Annotated in this window: 16 protein-coding genes and 1 tRNA gene; 16 read left to right on the top strand and 1 reads right to left on the bottom strand. The window is 49.2% G+C overall.

Going from position 1 to position 20,335, the window contains the following annotated elements; genetic code table 11:
• Positions 1–38 precede the first annotated feature (38 nt).
• From LJE94_03380 to LJE94_03320, 13 genes are all read left to right on the top strand, one after another.
• Positions 39–3,440: an AAA family ATPase gene (locus tag LJE94_03380; protein ID MCG6909151.1), complete on the top strand. Its 3,402-nt coding sequence runs from the start codon at positions 39–41 to the stop codon at positions 3,438–3,440.
• Positions 3,441–3,737: 297 nt separating this feature from the next.
• A complete protein-coding gene (locus tag LJE94_03375; GenBank protein MCG6909150.1) occupies positions 3,738–4,259 on the top strand; it encodes a rubrerythrin family protein in 522 nt (173 codons plus the stop codon).
• Positions 4,260–4,562: 303 nt separating this feature from the next.
• Positions 4,563–4,742: a hypothetical protein gene (locus LJE94_03370; GenBank protein MCG6909149.1), complete on the top strand. Its 180-nt coding sequence runs from the start codon at positions 4,563–4,565 to the stop codon at positions 4,740–4,742.
• 169 nt (positions 4,743–4,911) lie between these two features.
• The gene (locus tag LJE94_03365) at positions 4,912–5,475 is read left to right on the top strand and encodes a flavin reductase family protein (GenBank protein MCG6909148.1); all 564 of its coding nucleotides are present in this window, start codon (positions 4,912–4,914) and stop codon (positions 5,473–5,475) included.
• 116 nt (positions 5,476–5,591) lie between these two features.
• Positions 5,592–6,053 carry a superoxide dismutase, Ni gene (locus LJE94_03360; GenBank protein ID MCG6909147.1) on the top strand — a complete coding sequence of 154 codons (462 nt, stop codon included), beginning with the start codon at positions 5,592–5,594 and terminating at the stop codon, positions 6,051–6,053.
• 233 nt (positions 6,054–6,286) lie between these two features.
• Positions 6,287–6,781 (top strand): cyclic nucleotide-binding domain-containing protein, encoded by a 495-nt coding sequence (locus LJE94_03355; protein MCG6909146.1) that lies wholly within the window; start codon positions 6,287–6,289, stop codon positions 6,779–6,781.
• A gap of 355 nt (positions 6,782–7,136) precedes the next feature.
• A complete protein-coding gene (locus LJE94_03350; GenBank protein ID MCG6909145.1) occupies positions 7,137–8,483 on the top strand; it encodes a mechanosensitive ion channel in 1,347 nt (448 codons plus the stop codon).
• A 189-nt stretch (positions 8,484–8,672) separates the two neighbouring features.
• Positions 8,673–9,701: an aldo/keto reductase gene (locus tag LJE94_03345; protein MCG6909144.1), complete on the top strand. Its 1,029-nt coding sequence runs from the start codon at positions 8,673–8,675 to the stop codon at positions 9,699–9,701.
• 191 nt (positions 9,702–9,892) lie between these two features.
• Positions 9,893–10,120 (top strand): hypothetical protein, encoded by a 228-nt coding sequence (locus LJE94_03340; protein MCG6909143.1) that lies wholly within the window; start codon positions 9,893–9,895, stop codon positions 10,118–10,120.
• Positions 10,121–10,560: 440 nt separating this feature from the next.
• Positions 10,561–12,204: a hydroxylamine reductase gene (gene hcp / locus LJE94_03335; GenBank protein ID MCG6909142.1), complete on the top strand. Its 1,644-nt coding sequence runs from the start codon at positions 10,561–10,563 to the stop codon at positions 12,202–12,204.
• Between the two features lie 379 nt (positions 12,205–12,583).
• Positions 12,584–14,023, top strand: coding sequence for a thioredoxin (locus LJE94_03330; protein MCG6909141.1), 1,440 nt, complete (start codon positions 12,584–12,586; stop codon positions 14,021–14,023).
• The gene (locus tag LJE94_03325) at positions 14,020–14,304 is read left to right on the top strand and encodes a hypothetical protein (protein MCG6909140.1); all 285 of its coding nucleotides are present in this window, start codon (positions 14,020–14,022) and stop codon (positions 14,302–14,304) included. The genes LJE94_03330 and LJE94_03325 overlap by 4 nt, the downstream gene beginning before the upstream one ends.
• 33 nt (positions 14,305–14,337) lie before the next feature.
• A complete protein-coding gene (locus LJE94_03320; GenBank protein ID MCG6909139.1) occupies positions 14,338–14,544 on the top strand; it encodes a hypothetical protein in 207 nt (68 codons plus the stop codon).
• 103 nt (positions 14,545–14,647) lie between these two features.
• Here the strand turns inward: LJE94_03320 and LJE94_03315 are convergent.
• Positions 14,648–14,723, bottom strand: a tRNA-Thr gene (locus LJE94_03315).
• A 76-nt stretch (positions 14,724–14,799) separates the two neighbouring features.
• On the opposite strand from LJE94_03315, the gene mfd reads away from it, so the two are divergent.
• The 3 genes from mfd to LJE94_03300 are packed head-to-tail and all read left to right on the top strand — an operon-like array spanning position 14,800 to position 20,098.
• A complete protein-coding gene (gene mfd / locus LJE94_03310) occupies positions 14,800–18,330 on the top strand; it encodes a transcription-repair coupling factor (protein MCG6909138.1) in 3,531 nt (1,176 codons plus the stop codon).
• A 59-nt stretch (positions 18,331–18,389) separates the two neighbouring features.
• The gene (locus LJE94_03305) at positions 18,390–19,079 is read left to right on the top strand and encodes a SurA N-terminal domain-containing protein (GenBank protein MCG6909137.1); all 690 of its coding nucleotides are present in this window, start codon (positions 18,390–18,392) and stop codon (positions 19,077–19,079) included.
• Between the two features lie 11 nt (positions 19,080–19,090).
• Complete coding sequence (locus LJE94_03300) at positions 19,091–20,098, top strand: SurA N-terminal domain-containing protein (GenBank protein MCG6909136.1); 1,008 nt, start codon at positions 19,091–19,093, stop codon at positions 20,096–20,098.
• Positions 20,099–20,335 lie beyond the last annotated feature (237 nt).

Below are 20,335 nucleotides of genomic sequence, written 5' to 3'. Positions count from 1 at the left end.
CCGTTTAAACTGTATAAAATTTAGTGGAGGGCTTCAAAATGCGGTGTCCAAAGTGTAATTTTGAAAATCGCAAAGGCGTGAAGTTCTGCGAAGAGTGTGGTTTTAAATTTGAGTTGGAATGTCCATCCTGCAAGGCGAAAATCCCCTTTGAGAGTAAATTCTGTGGTGAATGCGGTTTTAATCTGAAATCTTCAAAAGAAGCTTTCAACATAAAAACGGAGACCGACAGCCCGCCATCTGAGCCCTTAGTTCAAAACGCCATCGACATCGCTTTCCCTATTGAAGGCGAACGCAAACATATAACGGTTCTCTTTTCGGATCTTACCGGGTACACCTCGATGAGCGAAAGATTGGACCCCGAAGACGTCAAAGATATCACCGGCAGGCTATTTAAGGAAATTACACAAATTATTCTCAAATATGGCGGGTTTGTTGAAAAGTTTGCGGGCGATGCGGTTATGGCGCTTTTCGGTGCGACAGAGGCTCATGAGGATGATCCGGTGAGAGCGATCATGGCTGCCCAAGAAATTCATAGAGCAGTGGATTTGTTAAGTCCCCAATACGAGGAAATCATTGAGCATCCTTTGGCCATGCATTCCGGCATCAACACCGGACTGGTTGTCACCGGAGATATTAATTTCGCAAAAGGTACCCATGGTGTTGCTGGAGACGCTATAAATGTGGCAGCCCGATTAAGTGCTCTTGGTAATGCTGGAGAAATATTGGTTGGACCAGACACTTTTTATCAGGCAGAAGGATATTTTGATTTTGAAGGACCGGTGTCGACCTCAATAAGAGGTAAGTCTGCACCAATCCGAGTTTACAAGGTTCTGTCGCAAAAGGAACACCCCCTCAAAACTCACCGAATACACGGATTTAAGGCCGAATTAATTGGGCGAGATGTGGAATTAAACCAACTTAAAGATGCTGCCTACAAGCTTAAACACGGGGCAGGAGGTATTTTTTCCATACATGGTACCGCCGGCACCGGGAAAAGCCGACTAATACAAGAATTTAAAGAAGGAATAAACCTCAACGAGTTCCAATGGCTGGAAGGCCAGGCATATAATTACAGCCAAAATGTATCGTACTTTCCTTTAATTAATCTTTTAAGCCGATCGTTGGGAATTGAAGAGGGTGATCCTCCCGAAGAAATAAAGACGAAAATTGAAAAGGGGTTAAAATCTCTAATGGGAAAAAATGCTGATTTAATCCCTTATGTGTCCAGTCTTTTTTCGATCCGGTATCCCGAAATCGAAAACGTCAGTCCCGAACACTGGAAAGCACAGCTGCAAGCGTCGATTAAGATTGTTTTAAGCGCTATTGCTGAAAGAGGCCCAACCATCATCTGTTTGGAAGACCTTCACTGGGCTGATCCATCTTTTTTGGAGCTTATCCGTAATGTTCTAACTGATATCAGAGAGCCTATTTTATTTGTGTGTATTTACCGACCGGTAATAGCCTTGTTTACAAGCCACCAAATAAATGCCATGGCAAATCCCTATAAAGAAATCCGGTTGCAGGACATGTCTCCTTCTGAATCGTATGAGATGGTGGCGTCCTTACTGAAAACAGATACGATTCCATCTGAATTGGTAGAGTTCCTTCAAGATAGAGCAGAGGGAAATCCCTTTTACGTTGAAGAGATGATTAACTCCATGATCGAGTCGGGAATTTTAGTACGTGATAGTGAAGTTTGGAGACTCACACGTTCAATCGCTGAATCTGATATTTCATCCACGATTCACGGCGTAATTGCTGGTAGATTAGATCGTTTGGATAAAGAAACCAAGCAGATAATTAAGGAAGCTTCGGTTATTGGAAGAGCTTTTCTATATGAAATTTTGAAAAGAATCACCCTGCTCCAAGATCATATCGATAACAGTTTAAATGGTCTTGAAAGACTTGATCTCCTCCGAACACGTTCAGTTCAACCGGATTTAGAATATATATTCAAGCATGCGCTGACTCAGGAGGTGGTTTACGATGGTTTGCTGAAAAGCGAACGCAAAATAATACATGGGCGTATCGGTATTGTGATGGAGCAATTATTCAAGGACAGACTTCCCGAGTTCTATGAAACATTAGCTTTTCACTTCAGCCAAGCAACCTCATTGCATAAAGCTGTCGATTATCTGATCAAATCAGGCGAAAAAAGTCTGAAAAGATATGCGGTCGAAGAATCTCATCAATACTATCAACAAGCATACAATCTTTTAACAGAAAAGCAGTCTAAAGCTAAAGAAAATTTGGAGCTTCTTTTTGATCTATTGAACAAATGGTCTTTAGTTTATTATTACCGGGGTGATTATAAGGAACAGACTCAACTCTTAAAGCGCCACGAAAGTGAAGCAGGACTGGTAAAGGACAAAGAAAAGCAAGGGATGTTTTATGGGTGGCTTGGTTTTAATCTTCAATTCAGATGGGAACTGGAGGATTCAGTAAGATACCTTCAGAAAGCAATTACACTTGCCGAAGCCTCTCATGCCAAGCAAATAATTGGCTATGCGTATACCTGGCTTATATATGCCTATGCCCCAATGATTAAATACGAAGAGGGTTATTCCTGTTGGGAAAAAGCCGTGTCTATTTCCAAATCAATCGAATCTGACGCTTATCTATATTTTAAATCGATTGCTGGCATCAGCCATATGGAAAGTTTCACAGGAGAAAACAAGCACAGCTATGAAATCGGAAACCAGCTTATCGAATATGGAAAAATGAATTTCAATATTCGATGCCAGGTCGTTGGCCATATTTGCCTCGGACACAGCTATTTTTCTGAAGGCAATATGACCAAAGCAGTTTTGTGTTATCGAAAGGCAATCGAGGTTGCTGAAGACCCATTTTACACTCAGTGGCCCCGACTTTATCTGGGGGTATGTTGTATCCTGAACAAACAAATGAAAGAAGGGGAAAAAGCGCTAAATGAAGTCGCATCCTACGCGCATAAATTCGGATGTGATATTTTTAACCCAGTAATTGAGCCAATTCTCGGGATAGTTTTAATCAAAAAGGGAGAAATGTCAAAAGGGCTTAAAATGATTGAAGAAACATATGCGCTCAGCAAAAAAAAGAATCTTGTTTATGGTATTGTGCTATCAGAGTTTGTGTTAGGGAGTGTTTTTTATGAAATTGCTTACGGTGAAAAACCGACCCTTTCGATTATTAGAAAAAATGCCGGATTTTTAGCAAAAAACATTCCGTTTGCCGCCAAAAAGGCTGAAAGCTATTTCAACAATGCGATCGATAACTCCAAGCGCTCCGGTATAAAGGGTTTCCAAGGAATGGCATATCTTGGTTTGGGAAATTTACACATAGCTAAAAAAAGGAAAGAATTAGCAAAGAAATGTTTGTCAGGCGCCATCGAGATATTTAAGGAATGCGGAGCTAACGTGTATCTTGAAGAGGCCAATGAGTTAATTGAAACTTTAAAATAAGGGCGGTTCGGTCATTTTCACCGATTTGATTTAACCGGCAGGTTTTATTTTTACATTTTCGTGAGGAAAGTGGTTTCGGTATCAGCGTATTAGTGAAAGCCGGTGGTGGTAACATCCATCGGAAACCGTTATTTTCTTGTACGAAAATGCCCGATGGCCTCCCTATCTCTCAGGTGCGGACATTGTAGGATTGCCAACTAAACAGCCCGTCAAGACGTTTGGAACACCCCATTTCTTGACCCATCCATCAAAATAAGGTATGTACCTCATATTCCATACCCAACAAAAGGAGAGAACATGAGTAAGACAATAGAAAATCTGAAGGCTGCCTTTGCGGGAGAGTCTGAAGCACGCAACAAATACACTTTTTTTGCCGAAGTCGCCCGCAAAGAAGGGTACCGCTACATCGCAAAAATTTTTGAGGAAACCGCCGAAAATGAACAGCAACACGCCAAAGATCACTTGCTGTTGCTGGATGGTATCGGGGACACCTTGGCCAACCTCAAGGAGGCTTGGGGCGGGGAAGATCACGAAGTGGAGAGCATGTACCCGGAATTCGCCAAAACAGCCGAGGAGGAAGGCCACAAGGAAGCCGCCATGGCGTTCAAGCAGGTCGCCAAAATCGAAGCCCACCACAGGGCACGGTACAAAAGACTAATCGCCATGGTCGAGGCCGGCACGGTTTTCAAACGCGAGGCACCAATCAAATGGAAGTGCAGTGTCTGTGGTTACATACATGAGGCCACCGAGCCCCCCAAGAAATGCCCTTCATGCAAGCACCCGCAAAGGTACTATGAGCCGGCTTATTTGGATGTTTAAAAGAGCTAGCTTTCGGCTATCTGTGTGCCGCAGGCTTCAAAACCTGCGGCACATCATCTCAAATTAACAGTGATTGACATTCTGGCTAACTTCAGATCACGGCTTACGATTGACATCACCAGATGGCATCTTAGAAATAAGAAAAATATCGGTTAGTTGAGATCATCTCCATTTATCTGTAACGCAGAAGCCACCATTTCTTGACCCGACCAAAACCATTCTGTATATTCATGGAATCGTAGTTAAACCTCATCCACACAGTATCATCTTCTGCAACCCACAATCCAGAGGAAGGTGATCAGTATGCCCAACGAACAAAACGTAAAACGAAAGCTCAGAGCCATCCTCAGCGCTGATGTGAAGGGTCATAGCCTCCTGATGGCAGATAACGAGGTTTTCACGATCCGAACGCTCAAAGCGTATCGTGAAATTATGGCTGAACTCATACTAGATTCTTTTCTAAAAGCGGGGCTTCCTGGATAAACATATTAACGTTAACTTGACATTACTCCAACGTATAAAATATTCCTGATAGTTACAGGTCGTTTGAGGATCACCACCAGTTGGCCTAAATGTGTGATACTGGCTCAAGGTATCTGCCGGTTTACAATGCTCCGCTATTATGCCAACAATAAATGAAAGGATGAGAAGAATGAAAGTAAAGCTTGATGCTGTTAATGCCCTGTATCCTACGCCTACAACACTTGTGGGTGCTATGGTCAGCGGAAAACCCAATTTTATAACCATTGCCCATATTGGCATTATGACCCACAACCATATTTCGCTCGGCATGGGAAAAATTCATTATACCAACACCGGAATTAAGGAAAATAAAACTTTTAGCGTCTGCCTGCCTTCTGAAAATCTTGTTGTCGAGACGGACTATTGTGGAATCATGACGGGGAAAAAGACAGATAAAGCGGTTTTATTCGAGATATTTTACGGTGAACTGAAGACGGCCCCGATGATACAGCAATGCATGGTATGTATGGAATGCCGACTTGATCGGATTATTGATTTTCCTACCCATGATGTCTTTATCGGAGAAATTGTTCAGACGTATGCTGACGAATCGATTCTCTCCGGGAAAAATATTGATATTTCAAGATTAAAACCGCTACTGTTTGATATGAACAGTAAAAAATACTGGTCGATAGGCGGTGAAATCGCTACATGTTGGCATATTGGAAAACAACTCAAAACCGGCAAAACCTGATCGCAACGGTGAAGATTCCCCTTACGCTTGCTGCGGGGAGTGTTCAATGCCGTTTCCGGGGGCATCATGCTGTCTGGTGCCATTTTGCTTAAACCAATTCAACAATGGAGGAAAAAATGACAACAACAAATTGTAAGACCACTTTATTGCTCGTTGTATTGATTTCTACCTTCTGGTGTATCGCACCGCTTACTGTATTTGCACACTGCCAGATACCTTGTGGTATTTATGATGACTATGCGCGTATAAAAGCGATGTTAGAAGATGCTGCCACCGTGCAAAAATCAATTCGGTTGATTGTTGATCTATCCCAAAAAAATGATCCTCAATCAATAAACCAAAGAGTACGCTGGATAATGAACAAAGAAAAGCATGCCCAAAATATTATCGATACTATAAGCAACTATTTTCTTGCCCAGCGCGTCAAACCGGACCAGGAAAATTATAAAGAGCGTCTGGTCAAACACCATACCGTTATTGTTCTGGCCATGAAAACAAAACAGAGCGTTGACGAAAAATATGTCAACCAACTAAAAATAAGTATTGAGGCTTTAATACCCTACTACCCAAAGAAATGAGCGGGGCAAGCGCGCAACTGCGAGCGATCAATTCAAAGATTTATGCGGTCGAAGACAGAACACCCCGGGTTTACCCGGGGGAATCTATTGATTTTCCTAAGGGTGGTCATATTCTCCATCAATCACCACCCCGTTGATATTTGATTTTAGATACAGGGTATCTGATTAGAAGGAGAATATGGGTCGATAGGATAAACGAGATTGTACCGAGTATCCGAAGGGAAGGTTATAAAATGAAAGAATCTCAATATTTAGAACAAAATGAAAAAATAATATCTGATTTGAAAAAGATGCCGGTCTTCGAGCCTCTAACGATAGAAGATCTTAAAGTCTTTATAAAAATGAGCAAATTGCGCATGTACAAATCCGGGGAAACTATTATCAGTGAGGGTAGTATTGACCACTGGATGTATTTTATAATCTATGGGAGGGTCAAGATCACAAAAGGGAACAAAGAAGTCGCTGTACTAAAAAGGAGGGGTGATGTATTTGGTGAAATGAGATTTATCGATAGCGCTCCAAGGTTTGCATCAGTGCGTGCCGAAGGAGAGACTGTTTGCCTCGCTGTGGATACCGATCACATAGAACATATGGCTGGAGCAGAAAAGATCACTTTCCATTATGTGCTTTACAGAATTATATCCGAAATATTAGCTGAAAGATTGCGACATGCGACCAGAGAATTAATCGAGCATAAAGGCAAATCAAATATAAATTTCTGGTCATAATTTTAACTGCAATACAAGAAGAAGGGTATCACAGCCTTTTGATTGACTTGATTTGAGGATGTAGACCGATATACAAATGCCCTCCGCAAGGCAGGTCTCCCCGATTGACCATTTCAACCGTGCTTGACCGTTGATTTATCAAACTTACTCAGGGTTTCTGATAGTTACAGGCTTTTTTTTAGAGCATCACCACCGACATAAAATTTAGCCCATCTGCATTCTCGTGTTATCAGAGGGAGCGATCGTTCCAGCGGTTTTCCCTCTTTTGCAAAATTGTAAGAAAAATGGTATCAGTTAAACGATTGACTTTATATCTTCGGGCGCGATGGCGTTCGCTCCTCTGACGGAATAAAATATGAATACCCTGTTAAATCTCGAAATGCTGAATCAGCGTATGGATGAAGTGAAGCAGTGGCTTTACCATAATATTTTTGTTTGGGAAAACCTGATAGAGCTTGCTTTACAGGTATTTGTCTTGCTGGCAGCCAGGTTGATTGGAACACTGATCGGAACATGGTTTCGAAATGTTGTTAAAAATCGTTTTCAGGAAAAAATCCGGAATTATTCCTATTTGTCAAGGTTTGTGAATCGTTCGATAGAACTCATGCCGCTCATTTTCAGCATCTTTATTCTATGGTTGTGTGTCCAAGGGGTCAACAGTCTTGGGCACAGCACCTTCCTGATGGCGCTGATTTTGAATCTATCGGTGGCTTGGGTCATTATCCAGCTGGCTGCCTCCATCATTTTGGATCACTTCTGGTCCCGGGTTATCGCCGCGTTAAGCTGGTCGATTGCGGCATTGAACATCATCGGCATCCTGGATGAAACCATTGCAATTATGGAACGCACAGGGTTTCACATTGGAGGCATTAATCTGACACTGCTTTCCATCATGAAAGGCTTGGTTATATTGGTTGCCTTGTTAAAATGTGTCGGCTGGTTCAGTGCCTATCTCGAAAAGAGACTTGTCGGTGTACCCGAAATATTGCCCTCGACACGTTTGATGATAACCAAAAGTGTCAATATTATCCTGGTGTTTTTAGTTTGTTTGGTTGCTCTAAATAGCATTGGAATCAATTTAACGGCACTGACACTTTTCAGCGGTGCCATTGGTGTCGGTATCGGTTTCGGTTTGCAAAAGGTCGTTGGAAATTTCGTCAGCGGCCTTATCCTGCTATCTGATAAATCGATCAAACCAGGCGATGTGGTGCAACTTGCTGATGTATACGGGTACGTAAATCATATGGGGGGGCGATATGTCTCGGTGGTAACCCGTGATGAAAAGGAATATCTAATACCCAACGAAGATCTGATTGCCCAACAGGTCATCAACTGGTCCTATTCTTCAAAAAAAATTCGGGTCCGGGTTCCCGTAGGTATAACGTACAAGGCTGATCCGCATGCTGTTATTCAGATGATTGCCAAAGCAGTCAAGGGCATCAAGCGCGTACTCACAGATCCGCCACCGGTATGTCTTTTAAAGGGTTTCGGGGAAAACTCCGTTGATTTGGAACTGCGGTTTTGGATTGAAGACCCTCAAAATGGGGTCGCCAATGTAACCAGTGAAGCGCTACTCAAGATATGGGATAGCCTCAAAGAAAATCACATTGAAATTCCGTTTCCCCAACGTGATGTACATCTTCTTGTAGACAAAAATCTCAACGAAATTGGCCTGGCCAACCAAGAGAAGAAACCGTCATGATTTCAATTTTTCACCAAATAATCTTTGTCGACTTTTTTGCCGGTAAGTTTAATATACAAAGGTAACTTTAGGAAAAGAGAGTCATTGAAAAACTAGCATTATTTATTTGCATTCCAAGAGATTTGCTAGTTTTTTAGTAAACCACCACCTGCATTTTGCAGCGCATAGGAACACGGAAGGATATTGAAGATGAAATACAGACAACTTGGAAGAACCGGATTGCTTGTCTCTGAATTGTGTTTCGGAACCATGACCTTCGGCGGCAGAGGATTTTGGAGTTCGATCGGACAACTGTCCCAGGGTGCAGCAGACAGCCTTGTCGGCAGTGTGCTCGAAGCTGGGGTCAACTTTATCGATACGGCCGATGTGTACTCCGAGGGAGAATCGGAAAAGATGCTTGGTAAAGCACTGGGAAATCGCCGTAAAGATGTGGTGCTGGCAACGAAAGTATTTGGTCGCATGGGGCCTGGACCCAACCAAACCGGTCTATCGCGCAGTCATATCATGCAGGCGGTTGAAGACAGTTTGACTCGGTTGGGGACCGATTACATCGACCTGTATCAAATTCACGGGTTCGACCCCGTCACCCCCATGGAAGAGACCCTTCGGGCCCTGGACGACCTGGTGCATTCGGGAAAGGTCCGCTACATCGGCTGTTCCAATCTGGCGGCATGGCAATTGATGAAATCGCTGTGGATTTCCGACAAATTCAAGCTTTTCCGTTTTGAGAGCTTGCAAGCCTACTACACTATCGCCGGCCGTGATCTAGAGCGGGATATCGTGCCGGCCCTGCAGGACCAGAGCCTGGGCCTGCTGGTATGGAGTCCTCTAGCCGGCGGCCTGCTGTCCGGCAAATTTGACCGCGAAGGCAAGGGGCCTGCAGGTGCCCGTCGTGTTGATTTCGATTTTCCGCCGGTGAATAGGGAACGCGCATTCAACTCCGTCGATGAGATGCGGGAAATCGCTCGCCAAAAGAATGTGTCCGTGGCCCGGATCGCCTTGGCATGGCTGCTGCACCAGCCGGTGGTCACCAGCGTGATCATCGGTGCCAAAACCCCGGAGCAGCTTTCAGATAGCCTCGCCGCATCGGATGTGACGCTCTCCGACGCTGACCTGGGTCGCTTGCAAAAGGTCAGCGAATTGCCCGCAGAATATCCCGGCTGGATGATCAAAACCCAATCCGCGAACCGTTTTCCGGAACCGCCGGAAGACGCTTGAGTGCATCTGCCTAAAGTTAATCAGATTCTAATGAAGAAAAGCACTTCTATAACTATTTTTTCTCTACTTGGTACCGTGATTTTCCTATTTTTTTGGTTCCATTTTTTATCATCTGGTTACCACATGAAATCCTGGCAGAGTTTGGTCATGATATCGAGTATAACAACAGGGTATTTCAGTATGTTGGTTTGGTGTTTATTACCTTGGGGGTTGCTGCATATATTTGGTGTTCAGCCAGTTTTGTGATTTATGCCAAGGGAACGCCGATACCTTTTACGCCAACCAAAGAACTTTTGGGAACTGGACTCTACAAATACGTAAGAAACCCTCTTTACATAGCTGGAACCCTCGTTTTATTAGGAGCGACGTTGCTGTTTCAATCTAAAGGTATCTTCATCTTTCCAGTAGATTTGCGATAGCTCCAATTACCGCAATTGAACACTCCCCGCAGCAAGCTCAAGGGGAATCTTCACCGTAAGGAATTCTATCAATTATGATTCGCTCGCTTTCGCTGCAGCAAGCTGCAGGGAATGCGCTCGTTATCTCGGTTCAACGGCCCTCGAGTCGGGATAGAGGCCACCTTTCAGACCCTTACCGCGGCTGCCGCCGGGTCGAGCCTTGTCCACTGAGGCAATGCATCACCAAACAGAACCTCTGGCCCCTGAAGTGATTGAAGAACTATATAAGATGCAAACGCACTGGAAATAGATTCTCGTGTGATTGACAATTCTGATTGGGTTGTTGTATCCTGATTACATAATCTCAGCGATTCCGTGCACCTCAAGTCTTACTAGAGACGAAACAATAGAAAATTCTTTCCAGGGTTGAAAATCAAGCCAATGCATAGGGGAGGTAAAAAATGTTTTGTTTTCAATGTCAGGAAACAGCAAAAGGAACGGGGTGCACCATCCGGGGAGTATGCGGGAAGGAAGAAACAACAGCTAACCTTCAGGATTTAATTATTTTCCATTGCAAGGGGATTGCAGTCCTTGCAAAGCTTGGGAGTCGATCCGGCATAGACAAGATCGAGGATGCTGGTCGCATCATTACAGCTGCTTTGTTTACAACCATCACCAATGCCAATTTCGACAACGAGGCCCTTACCGCCTGTGTAAAGGAAACCCAGGCATTTAAGGCTGAACTGAAAGCGTCTCTCGTGGCTGCCTTGCCTGATAACCTTCACGATGCAGCCAATTACATCAACGAAGATGCGTCACAGTTCCAGGAAAAAGCCAAGACCGTCGGCATTTTGTCCACGGAAGATGAAGATGTGCGCTCCCTCAGGGAAATCGTCGTTTTCGGATCGAAGGGCATCAGCGCCTACGCCCACCATGCGGCCATGCTGGGGGTCGAGAAAAAAGAAATATATGCCCAATTGATCGAGGGGCTGGCGTCTACGACGGAAACGCTGTCCACCGATGAAATGGTCGCCATGGTGTTGAAAACAGGTGAATGCGCCGTTTCAACCATGGCTGCATTGGATGAAGCCAACACGACCGCATACGGACACCCGGAGATAACCGAAGTTAATTTGGGTGTCGGCACCAATCCCGGAATTTTGGTCAGTGGGCACGACCTCAAGGACCTGGAAGAATTGTTGGCCCAGACCGAGGGCAAAGGCATCGATGTCTACACCCACAGCGAGATGCTGCCGGCCCATTATTACCCAGGGCTAAAGAAATTTGCCCACTTGAAGGGAAACTATGGCAGCTCCTGGTGGCACCAAAACCAGGATTTTGAAACCTTTAACGGCGCGATCCTGATGACCACCAACTGTGTTATCCCCATCAAAAAGAAAAATACGTACGGCGAAAGGATCTTTACGACCGGGGCCGCAGGGTATCCAGGGGCGCCCCATATTGCCGACCGGCAAAATGGAGCGGCCAAGGATTTCAGCGCATTGATCGAACGCGCTGCGCAATGCGAAGCCCCGCAGGAGATCGAGACCGGTACGCTCGTTGGCGGTTTCGCCCACAACCAGGTGCTGGCTCTGGCAGACAAAGTGATTGAAGCGGTAAAATCGGGCGCCATCAAACGCTTTATTGTCATGGCCGGGTGTGATGGAAGGATGAAGAACCGGTCCTATTTTACCGAGGTGGCGCAAAAGCTGCCTCGAGACACCGTGATCCTGACTGCCGGGTGCGCCAAATACAGGTACAACAAACTGAATCTCGGCGATATCGGGGGCATCCCCAGGGTGTTGGATGCCGGCCAGTGCAATGACTCCTACTCGTTAGCGGTTATCGCCATGAAACTCAGAGACGCTTTTGGACTGGATCACATCAATGATCTGCCGTTGTCTTTCGACATCGGCTGGTATGAGCAGAAGGCAGTGGCCGTCCTTTTAGCCCTGCTGTCTTTGAACATCAAGGGGATTAGGCTCGGGCCCACCCTGCCGGGGTTTGTTTCTCCCAATGTGCTCAAGGTCCTGGTGGAAAACTTTGACATCAAACAGATCGGCGATGTGGACGACGACATTGCAGCGATGATGGCTGGTAATTAATGCAGGGACCGCGGAGTTTTAACTTAAACCCTTTGTTATTCCTGCGCAGGCAGGACACACAGTATAGTGTCAGCGCTATCCAGAGAGCGATTAGCCGAATGATCTGGATCAGTGGCTATAATCGCAAAAGGGGACATTCTTCCCTAGACGTTAAAACCCAGAATGAGGTTTATTGCGGTTTACCCTATTCGCTCGCTCGGGCAGCCTGATGTCTAATTTATTTCCAACTTTTGACGATTGCTTAACTCGCCCTTCAGGTGACCCAACCTTTGAGGCCACTGCCGTTCGGAAGCATGAGATCGATGTGAAACATCAGGTGCCCGCGTGCGGGGCGGGACAGGGCGGGTTGTAAAGCGAATACTGAATTGGGAGTCGATCCATGGAAAAACCGCCGGATGGGTACATTGTGTTTTGCAAGCGGGCGTGCGAGACTTGCGCCACGGTCGTGCCCGCCATGAAGGAGATCGCCGAAGCCATTGCGGCGCTCACCATTTATTGCCAAGATGATCCCGGGTTTCCCGAGGGATTGCCGGGCGTGATCGACGATACGGCACTGGAAACCTCCTTTTACTTCGATATTGAAACGGTCCCCACGCTGATCAGAATGGAGGACGGCCAAGAGACAGGGCGCGCCGTGGGATGGGACAGGGCCGAATGGCGGAGGCTGTCCGGCATGGACGGTCTGGGCGGTGACCTGCCCGAGTTTCGGCCGGGGTGCGGAGCGAAAAATGTGGAACCCGGCATTGCCGAGGAACTGGCCGTGCGGTTCGGCAAGGTCCCCCTGGCTTCGAGGCGCATTGAATCTCCGCAGCTGGAAGACGATGTGGAGACTTGTTTTACCCGCGGGTGGACCGACGGACTGCCCGTGGTTCCGCCCACCGAGGTCCGCGTGGTCCGCATGCTCCGGGGCACCGACCGGGCAGCGGACGAGGTTGTGGGCCGCATCCCTCCCAACCAGGCACCCTGTACCGTGGAAAAAGTGGCAATCAACGCAGTCATGGCCGGGTGCAAGCCGGAGTATATGCCGGTCGTGCTCGCTGCTGTTGAAGCGGCTTTAATAGACGACTTCTGCCTGCATGGTCTACTGGCCACAACCTATTTCTCAGGGCCGGTGGTGGTCGTCAACGGCCCCGTGACCAAAGCCATCGGCATGAATTCGGGTGTCAACGCCCTGGGTCAGGGAAACCGGGCCAATGCCACCATCGGCCGCACCCTGCAGCTGGTGGTTCGAAATGTAGGCGGGGGCCGGCCGGACGAGATCGACCGCTCAACGCTGGGAAACCCCGGCAAGTACACCTTCTGTTTTGCGGAGAAGGAAGACGATTCGCCATGGGAACCGCTGAGCGTTGAGCGAGGATTTACAAAAGACGCATCTACGGTGACCCTGTTCGCTGGAGACGGGGTTCAGGCCGTTTTTGATCAGCTGTCCCGCACGCCCGAATCCCTTGCGCGGACCTATGCCCTGTGCCTTCGAAACGTGGCACATCCCAAGATCCCCATGGCCGCTGACGCCATGCTGGTGGTGTCCCCTGAACACGGCCGCATATTCAGCAGGGCGGGATGGACAAAATCGAGACTGAGGGAGGAGTTGGACGGCCTGCTCCAATTTCCCGGAGCGGACCTGGTTCGCGGGGCAGGCGGCATAGCCGAAGGCGTTCCCGAGGCACTGAAGGAGGCAACCCTGCCCAAATTCCGGCCGGACGGACTTCACATCGTTCATGCCGGCGGAACCGCCGGGCTATTTTCCGCCATCATCGGGGGGTGGGTAGCCAGCGGTCCCAAGGGGAGCCAATCCGTAACAAAGGAGGTCCGATCGTGACGAAAACAACCATTCTGCTGGACCCGACATCTGAAAACGCCCCTGAAAGGCGGAAAAGGTTGCCCAGGCCCGCGGATCTTCAGGGGCTTACGGTGGGCCTGCTGGACATCTCGAAGGCCCGCGGGGACATATTTTTAGACGAAATCGAGGCCCGGCTTTCCGGAAAGGGCATGAAGGTCAAACGATATCAGAAACCAACCTTTGCAAGAACAGCCCCCGTGGAACTTCAGCAGAAAATCAGCACACAATGCGACCTGGTCATTGAAGCCCTTGCGGACTGAGGGTCGTGCACGTCGTGCAGTGTGCACGATATCGTGGAATTGGAAGGCCGGGGCGTTCCGGGCGTATATGTGGCCTCATCGGAGTTCAAGGCTGCTGGAGAGGCCCAGGCCCTGGCTTTGGGGTATGATCCGGCGGTCGTGTTTGTACGCCATCCCATTCAGGACCGGACCGACGACGAAATGCGGACGATTGCACAACATGCAATGGAAGAACTGATCAGGGCAGTGAGTGCTTCGTAGCCTTTATACACAAAACTGTCGATTTTGAGTCTAATATGCGCTATTATGCGCGAAAAACGAAAGGGGACAACAGGCGTAAATGCCTGTAATCCCCTGATTTTATTGGAGCCGATGAGCGGACTCGAACCGCTGACCTGCTGATTACGAATCAGCTGCTCTACCAGCTGAGCTACATCGGCTGACGGCATCTCTTTTAACGTTGCATCTCCCATCGGTTTCAAACCGTATGGCAGAGTAGATTGCACTACTTCGTTTATGCATCAAAATCAAGGAAAATTTACAGTCGATACGCTGCTGCGGGCCATTCCCGCAAGAACGACCGCCCTGAACTGCACCGGGTTTTCAGGCGCGGAAAAGGCCTATACCGTGGCCCGCCTGTATGAAGAATTGAAACGTCCCATGGTTGTGGTCGCGGCCTCTCCGAAAAGTGCCCTCGCGTTCCGTGATGACCTGCTCTTTTTTTTGAGAAACGATCCCGACCACATCGTCGAATATTTTCCCCCCTACAATCTTCTGCCTTTCAAATTTCTGGCCTCTCACAATGAGACCGCGGCGGCAAGGATGCGCACGCTTTATAATCTGACCCAGCGCGAAAAGGCGCCGGTGGTGGTGACAACGGTGGCCGCCCTGATGAAAAGGATCATTCCGAAAGCATCCCTGGTGGCCTACGCCGATATTGTGCTCGAAGGGGAGGAGGTCGACAGGGATGACCTGGTGACGAAGCTGATTGCAGGCGGATACACCCACGCGACCATCGTCGAGGAACCGGGCGATTTCTGTGTGAGGGGAGGGATCCTCGACCTGTTTTCGCCGCTGTACGAGAATCCCCTGCGCATCGAGCTTTTCGGTGATTTCGTGGAAAGCATCCGTTTTTTTTCGGCTGCCAGCCAGAGGACCCTGAATCCGGTGAAGGAAGCGGTCGTCATTCCCTCCAAAGAAGTGATTCTGAAAGAAGAGGACAAACGGGCCCTGATCTCCCGGGTAAGAAAGCAGGGCGCCGGGTTGGGCCTGCCGGTGACCGAGGTCAGGCACCTTGTTGAGCGCATCCGGGAGGAGGGTCTCTTCAACGGCATCGAAAGTTTTCTCGGATTGATTTATCCCCGGCTGTCATCCCTTTTCGAATATGTTCCGGAGGAAACCCTGTGGGTCTCCGTCGATGACGAACTCATGGAAAAGAGTGCCGGAGAAGCGCAGGATCAGGTGGACACGAACTTCGAAGCGTCGATCGCCGACGGCTCTTTTGCCGTTGAGCCGACCAGGATGTATTTCGATTGGCCCGAACTGAAGGAAACCTTTGCCAAGACCCTGCCCCTGGCTTTCAGGATGCTGTCGGTGGTGAGGGAAGAAGACGGCGATGACGCCGGGAAAAGGACCTACCCCTTCCATATTGAAAACAATGCCGTGTTGACCGCCGAACTGAGAAATCCCGCCCATGTGGATCGTGCGGGATCGCCATTGATAACATGGCTGGAGGAAAGGCAAAAAGACGGCTTCATGACCGTTCTGGTGTGCGCGACGGACGCCCGGCTGAAAGGGTTGCAGACGCTGATCGAACCTTACGGGATCGCCGTCCGTTATGAAACCTCTTTTCCCTATTGGCTGAGGGGAATCGCTGGGAGGGACGGGCGCGTGTTCCTGTGCAGAGGTGCGCTTTCCACAGGTTTTGTGTGGGCGGGGGAGCGGGTGGCCGTGGTTGCCGAGGATGAGATATTCGGCGCCCGCAGGCATCGCCAAAAGGGGGGCAGCGGGTTGGCGAACCGTCAGATCCTGGCTTTCGAGGATCTCAAGAGCGGTGATCTGGTGGTGCATGAAGAACACGGTATCGGTCAATACAAGTGCCTTGAAAAGATGAACCTGTCGGGAGTGGACAACGATTTTCTGCTGATAGAGTACCGGGATGGAGACAAACTCTATCTTCCCGTCGACCGGATGGCCCTCATCAAAAAATACATGGGAGTCGAGGGCACCATTCCCCTGCTTGATAAAATGGGAGGGGTTTCCTGGGCAAAGGTCAAGCGCAAGGCGAAAAAATCGGCCGAAAAAATTGCCGGTGAACTGCTGAAACTGTATGCCGCGCGCAAGGTCAACGAGGGCTTCGAGCACGTGCCGGTGACAGGTGAACTGAGGGGCTTCGAAGCCGGCTTTCTGTTCGAAGAGACCGCCGACCAGCGCGGGGCCATCCAGGACGTGCTCGAGGACATGCAGAAGGCCACTCCCATGGACAGACTGGTGTGCGGGGACGTGGGCTACGGCAAAACAGAAGTCGCCATGCGGGCCGCTTTCATGGCGGTGTTCAACAACAAGCAGGTTGCCGTCCTGGTGCCGACCACGGTATTGGCCGAACAGCATTTTGCCAGTTTTTCGGAGCGGTTCAGCGGCTATCCCATTCGGGTGGCCTGCCTGAGCCGGTTTCGGAAGAAGGCCGAACAGAAGCGGATCGTGGAAGAACTCAAATCGGGCGCAGTCGACATTGTCATCGGCACCCACAGGCTGCTGCAGAAGGATGTCGGCTTCAAGGACCTGGGGCTTTTCGTGCTGGACGAGGAGCAGCGCTTCGGCGTGCGCCACAAGGAGAAACTGAAACGCATCCGCAGCACCGTCGATGTCCTGGCGCTGACGGCAACGCCGATACCCAGGACCCTGCACATGTCCATGGTGGGGATACGCGACATTTCACTGATTGCGACACCGCCGGAATATCGCCGATCCATTATCACCTATATCTGCGAGTTCGATGAGGGCATCGCCAGGGAGGCGATCCGGAAAGAGCTGAAGCGGAAAGGGCAGGTGTTTTTCGTCCACAACAATATCAATACCATAGAAAAGACAGCCGGGTACTTGAAGACCCTGGTCCCCGAGGTGCGGCTGGACATCGCCCATGGCCGCATGGAGGAGAGGGAGCTCGAAAAGGTGATGATGCGGTTCATGGACCGCGACATCGACATGCTGGTCTGCACGACCATCATCGAGTCGGGTCTCGACGTCCCCTCCGCCAACACGATTATCATTAACCGGGCCGACCGGTTCGGTCTCGCACAGATGTATCAGCTGCGGGGACGGGTGGGGCGGTCGGAGGAACAGGCCTATGCCTATCTGTTTATTCCGGACGAAAGCTATTTAGGAAGGGATGCGCAGAAACGGCTCAAGGTCCTCATGGAGCACAGTGATTTGGGGGCCGGTTTTCAAATTGCCATGAGCGACCTCCAGATCCGTGGTGGCGGTACCATCCTGGGTGCTTCGCAATCCGGTCACATCGCCGCGGTGGGGTACGACATGTTTCTGAAACTGATGGAGGAGTCGATCAGCGAGTTGAAAGGGGAGCGCCTCATCCCGCAGCTGGAGCCGGAAGTCAACATGGCCCTTTCGGCTTACATTCCGGAGACTTATATCGAAGATATCGATCAACGGCTTTCCATATACAGACGCCTGGCAAAGATGACCGACATCGCGGAGATTACCGCGCTTAAAAATGAGTTGATCGACCGCTTCGGCAACCTGCCGGACGAAGCCGGCAACCTGCTATTGAAGATCATGCTGAAGATACTGGCGCGGCATGCCGGGGTCATGCGACTGGACATCGCCGGAAGCGATATGACTGTGCATTTCTCGGAAGCGCATCAGGAAAACCCCGAGAGGCTGGCCGACATGATCGTGGCAGGCGGCGATCGTTTCAGACTGACACCGGGATATGTATTGAACGCGCATCTCTCTCATCAAGGCGCATACGCCCGTCTCACCCAGGCGAAAAATATCTTGAAAGATATTGCCCGCCATGTTAACCCGTGATCACCTAAATGCATAATTTAATTAGAAACATACGTTAACAAAGAAACGCGGATTTTAGAATGGGAATGCCTTGGTACCGTTTGATAGCAACGCTGTTGAGCGCTGTTTTGCTGACCGTCGGCGGATGCAGCGAGCGGTCGACCCCGCCGAGGTTCGAATCCCTGATCAGGGTCAACGACCGCTCGATATCGGTGGCCGAATTCAATCGCCGGTACGATGCGGCCTCGGCTGAATCCCCGATACAGTCCCAGGCGGACCCGCTGGTGGAAAAGGAATTGAAGCTGCGCTTGCTTAATCAGCTGACAGAGGAGCTGATTCTGCTCGAAAGGGCCGAGGAGATGAACCTCGAAGTTACCGATGAGGAACTGCAGGCCGCCGTCGACAGAATTAGGGCCGACTATCCGGACGGTGAGTTCAAAAAGGTTCTATTGGAGCAGGCGATTTCCTACGATGTTTGGAAAGAGCAGTTGCGTACGCGTCTGCTCGAGGAAAAAGTGGTGCGTGAAGATCTGGAAGCGTCTGTGGTCCTGACGCCGGCAGAGATGACGGCTGCATATGAGGCGCTTTATCCGTCTGACGGCGCGGAGAAGGAGGGGCATCTGATCGAGCCCGACATCGATGCCAAAGTGGTTAAGCTGGTAAGACGGCAGAAAGCCCAGAAAGCCTATCGAACCTGGCTTGAAAATCTGCAAAACAGGTACGAGGTGGAGGTCAATTTCGCTGCCTGGGAAAAAATGAACGATTCGTGAGCGAAATGAGAATGGACCGTATTCATAGCACAGCGGGGGTGCTCCGCATTGGCCGGTGGTTCGCCGGGTGCCTGCTTCTGGTGGGACTGTGGACCGCCGGCCTCGCTTTGGCTGAAGAGATTGTCGACCGTATCGTTGCCGTGGTCAACGACGATATTATCACCTATCTCGAATTGCAGAAAGAGCTGAAACCCTATGAGGAAAGAATCAAATCCATGGGGTATTCGGAGGAAAAAGAACGCCGGATGCTCTATAAGGTGAGGGACGAACTGATTTACCGGCTCATCGACGAGAAGCTGGCAGACCAGGAAATCAAGAAAAACAAGATCACCGTGGATGATGCGGAAATAGACGCATCCATCGAGCGCCTCAAGGCTTCGAAAATGTGGACGGATGAAGACCTGCGCAATGCTTTGGAAGCAGAGGGGATGACCCTGCAGGAATACAGGCGGTCACTGAAGAATCAGATCTTGAGGAGCCGCCTGGTCGGCAGAGAGGTCAGTTCGAAAATTGTCATTACGACCGAGGACGTGCGTGCTTATTACGACAGCCACGCCGATGAATACATGGGCGACCTTTCATATCATCTTCGCAACATCATTGCTGCCGTGGATGCCAACGCCGGAGGAGTCGCCCGTGCAAAAGCACGCGCCAAAATAGATGCGGTCATGGAAAAACTGAACGCCGGTGAATCTTTCGAAGCCCTCGCACGGCAGTATTCGGAGTCCCCCCTGGCCAAGGATGGGGGGGATCTGGGAACGATACCCTATGCGGATTTCTCACCGCAGATCCAGGGGGCGATTGAAGGATTGAAGGCGGGAGATCACACGGCTGTAATGGATACGGAACGGGGATACCAGATATTTTATGTGGAAGACGTGGTCATGAAGGGCGGTAAGAGTTTCGAGCAAGCCTCTCCGGAGATAGAAGAAAAATTGTACAATGCGGCCGTCGACGAGAAATATGGCGAGTGGCTGGAAGCGCTTAAGAAAAAATCTCACATAAAGATCATACGATAGTGGCCGCCCCACCGCAAGCCATACCCTCATGCGGCGGCGCAAGCTTGCAGGATATGGCTTGCCAAAGTGAAGCTTTTCATGGTAAATAAATCTGTTGATTCTACCTAAGTTGAGCGTTTCGAATTTTAAGAATGATCAAAACAAACATATTTTCAATGGATTCTATCTATTTGAACCGAGATAGCGAGCGCATTCCCTGCAGCTTGCTGCAGGGTAAGCGAGCGAATCATAATTGAT

The sequence above is a fragment of the Deltaproteobacteria bacterium genome (genome assembly GCA_022340465.1).
Taxonomy (GTDB): domain Bacteria; phylum Desulfobacterota; class Desulfobacteria; order Desulfobacterales; family B30-G6; genus JAJDNW01.
The sequence above is the reverse complement of the archived record's forward strand: the minus strand, read 5'-3'. Positions and strand labels throughout refer to the sequence as shown.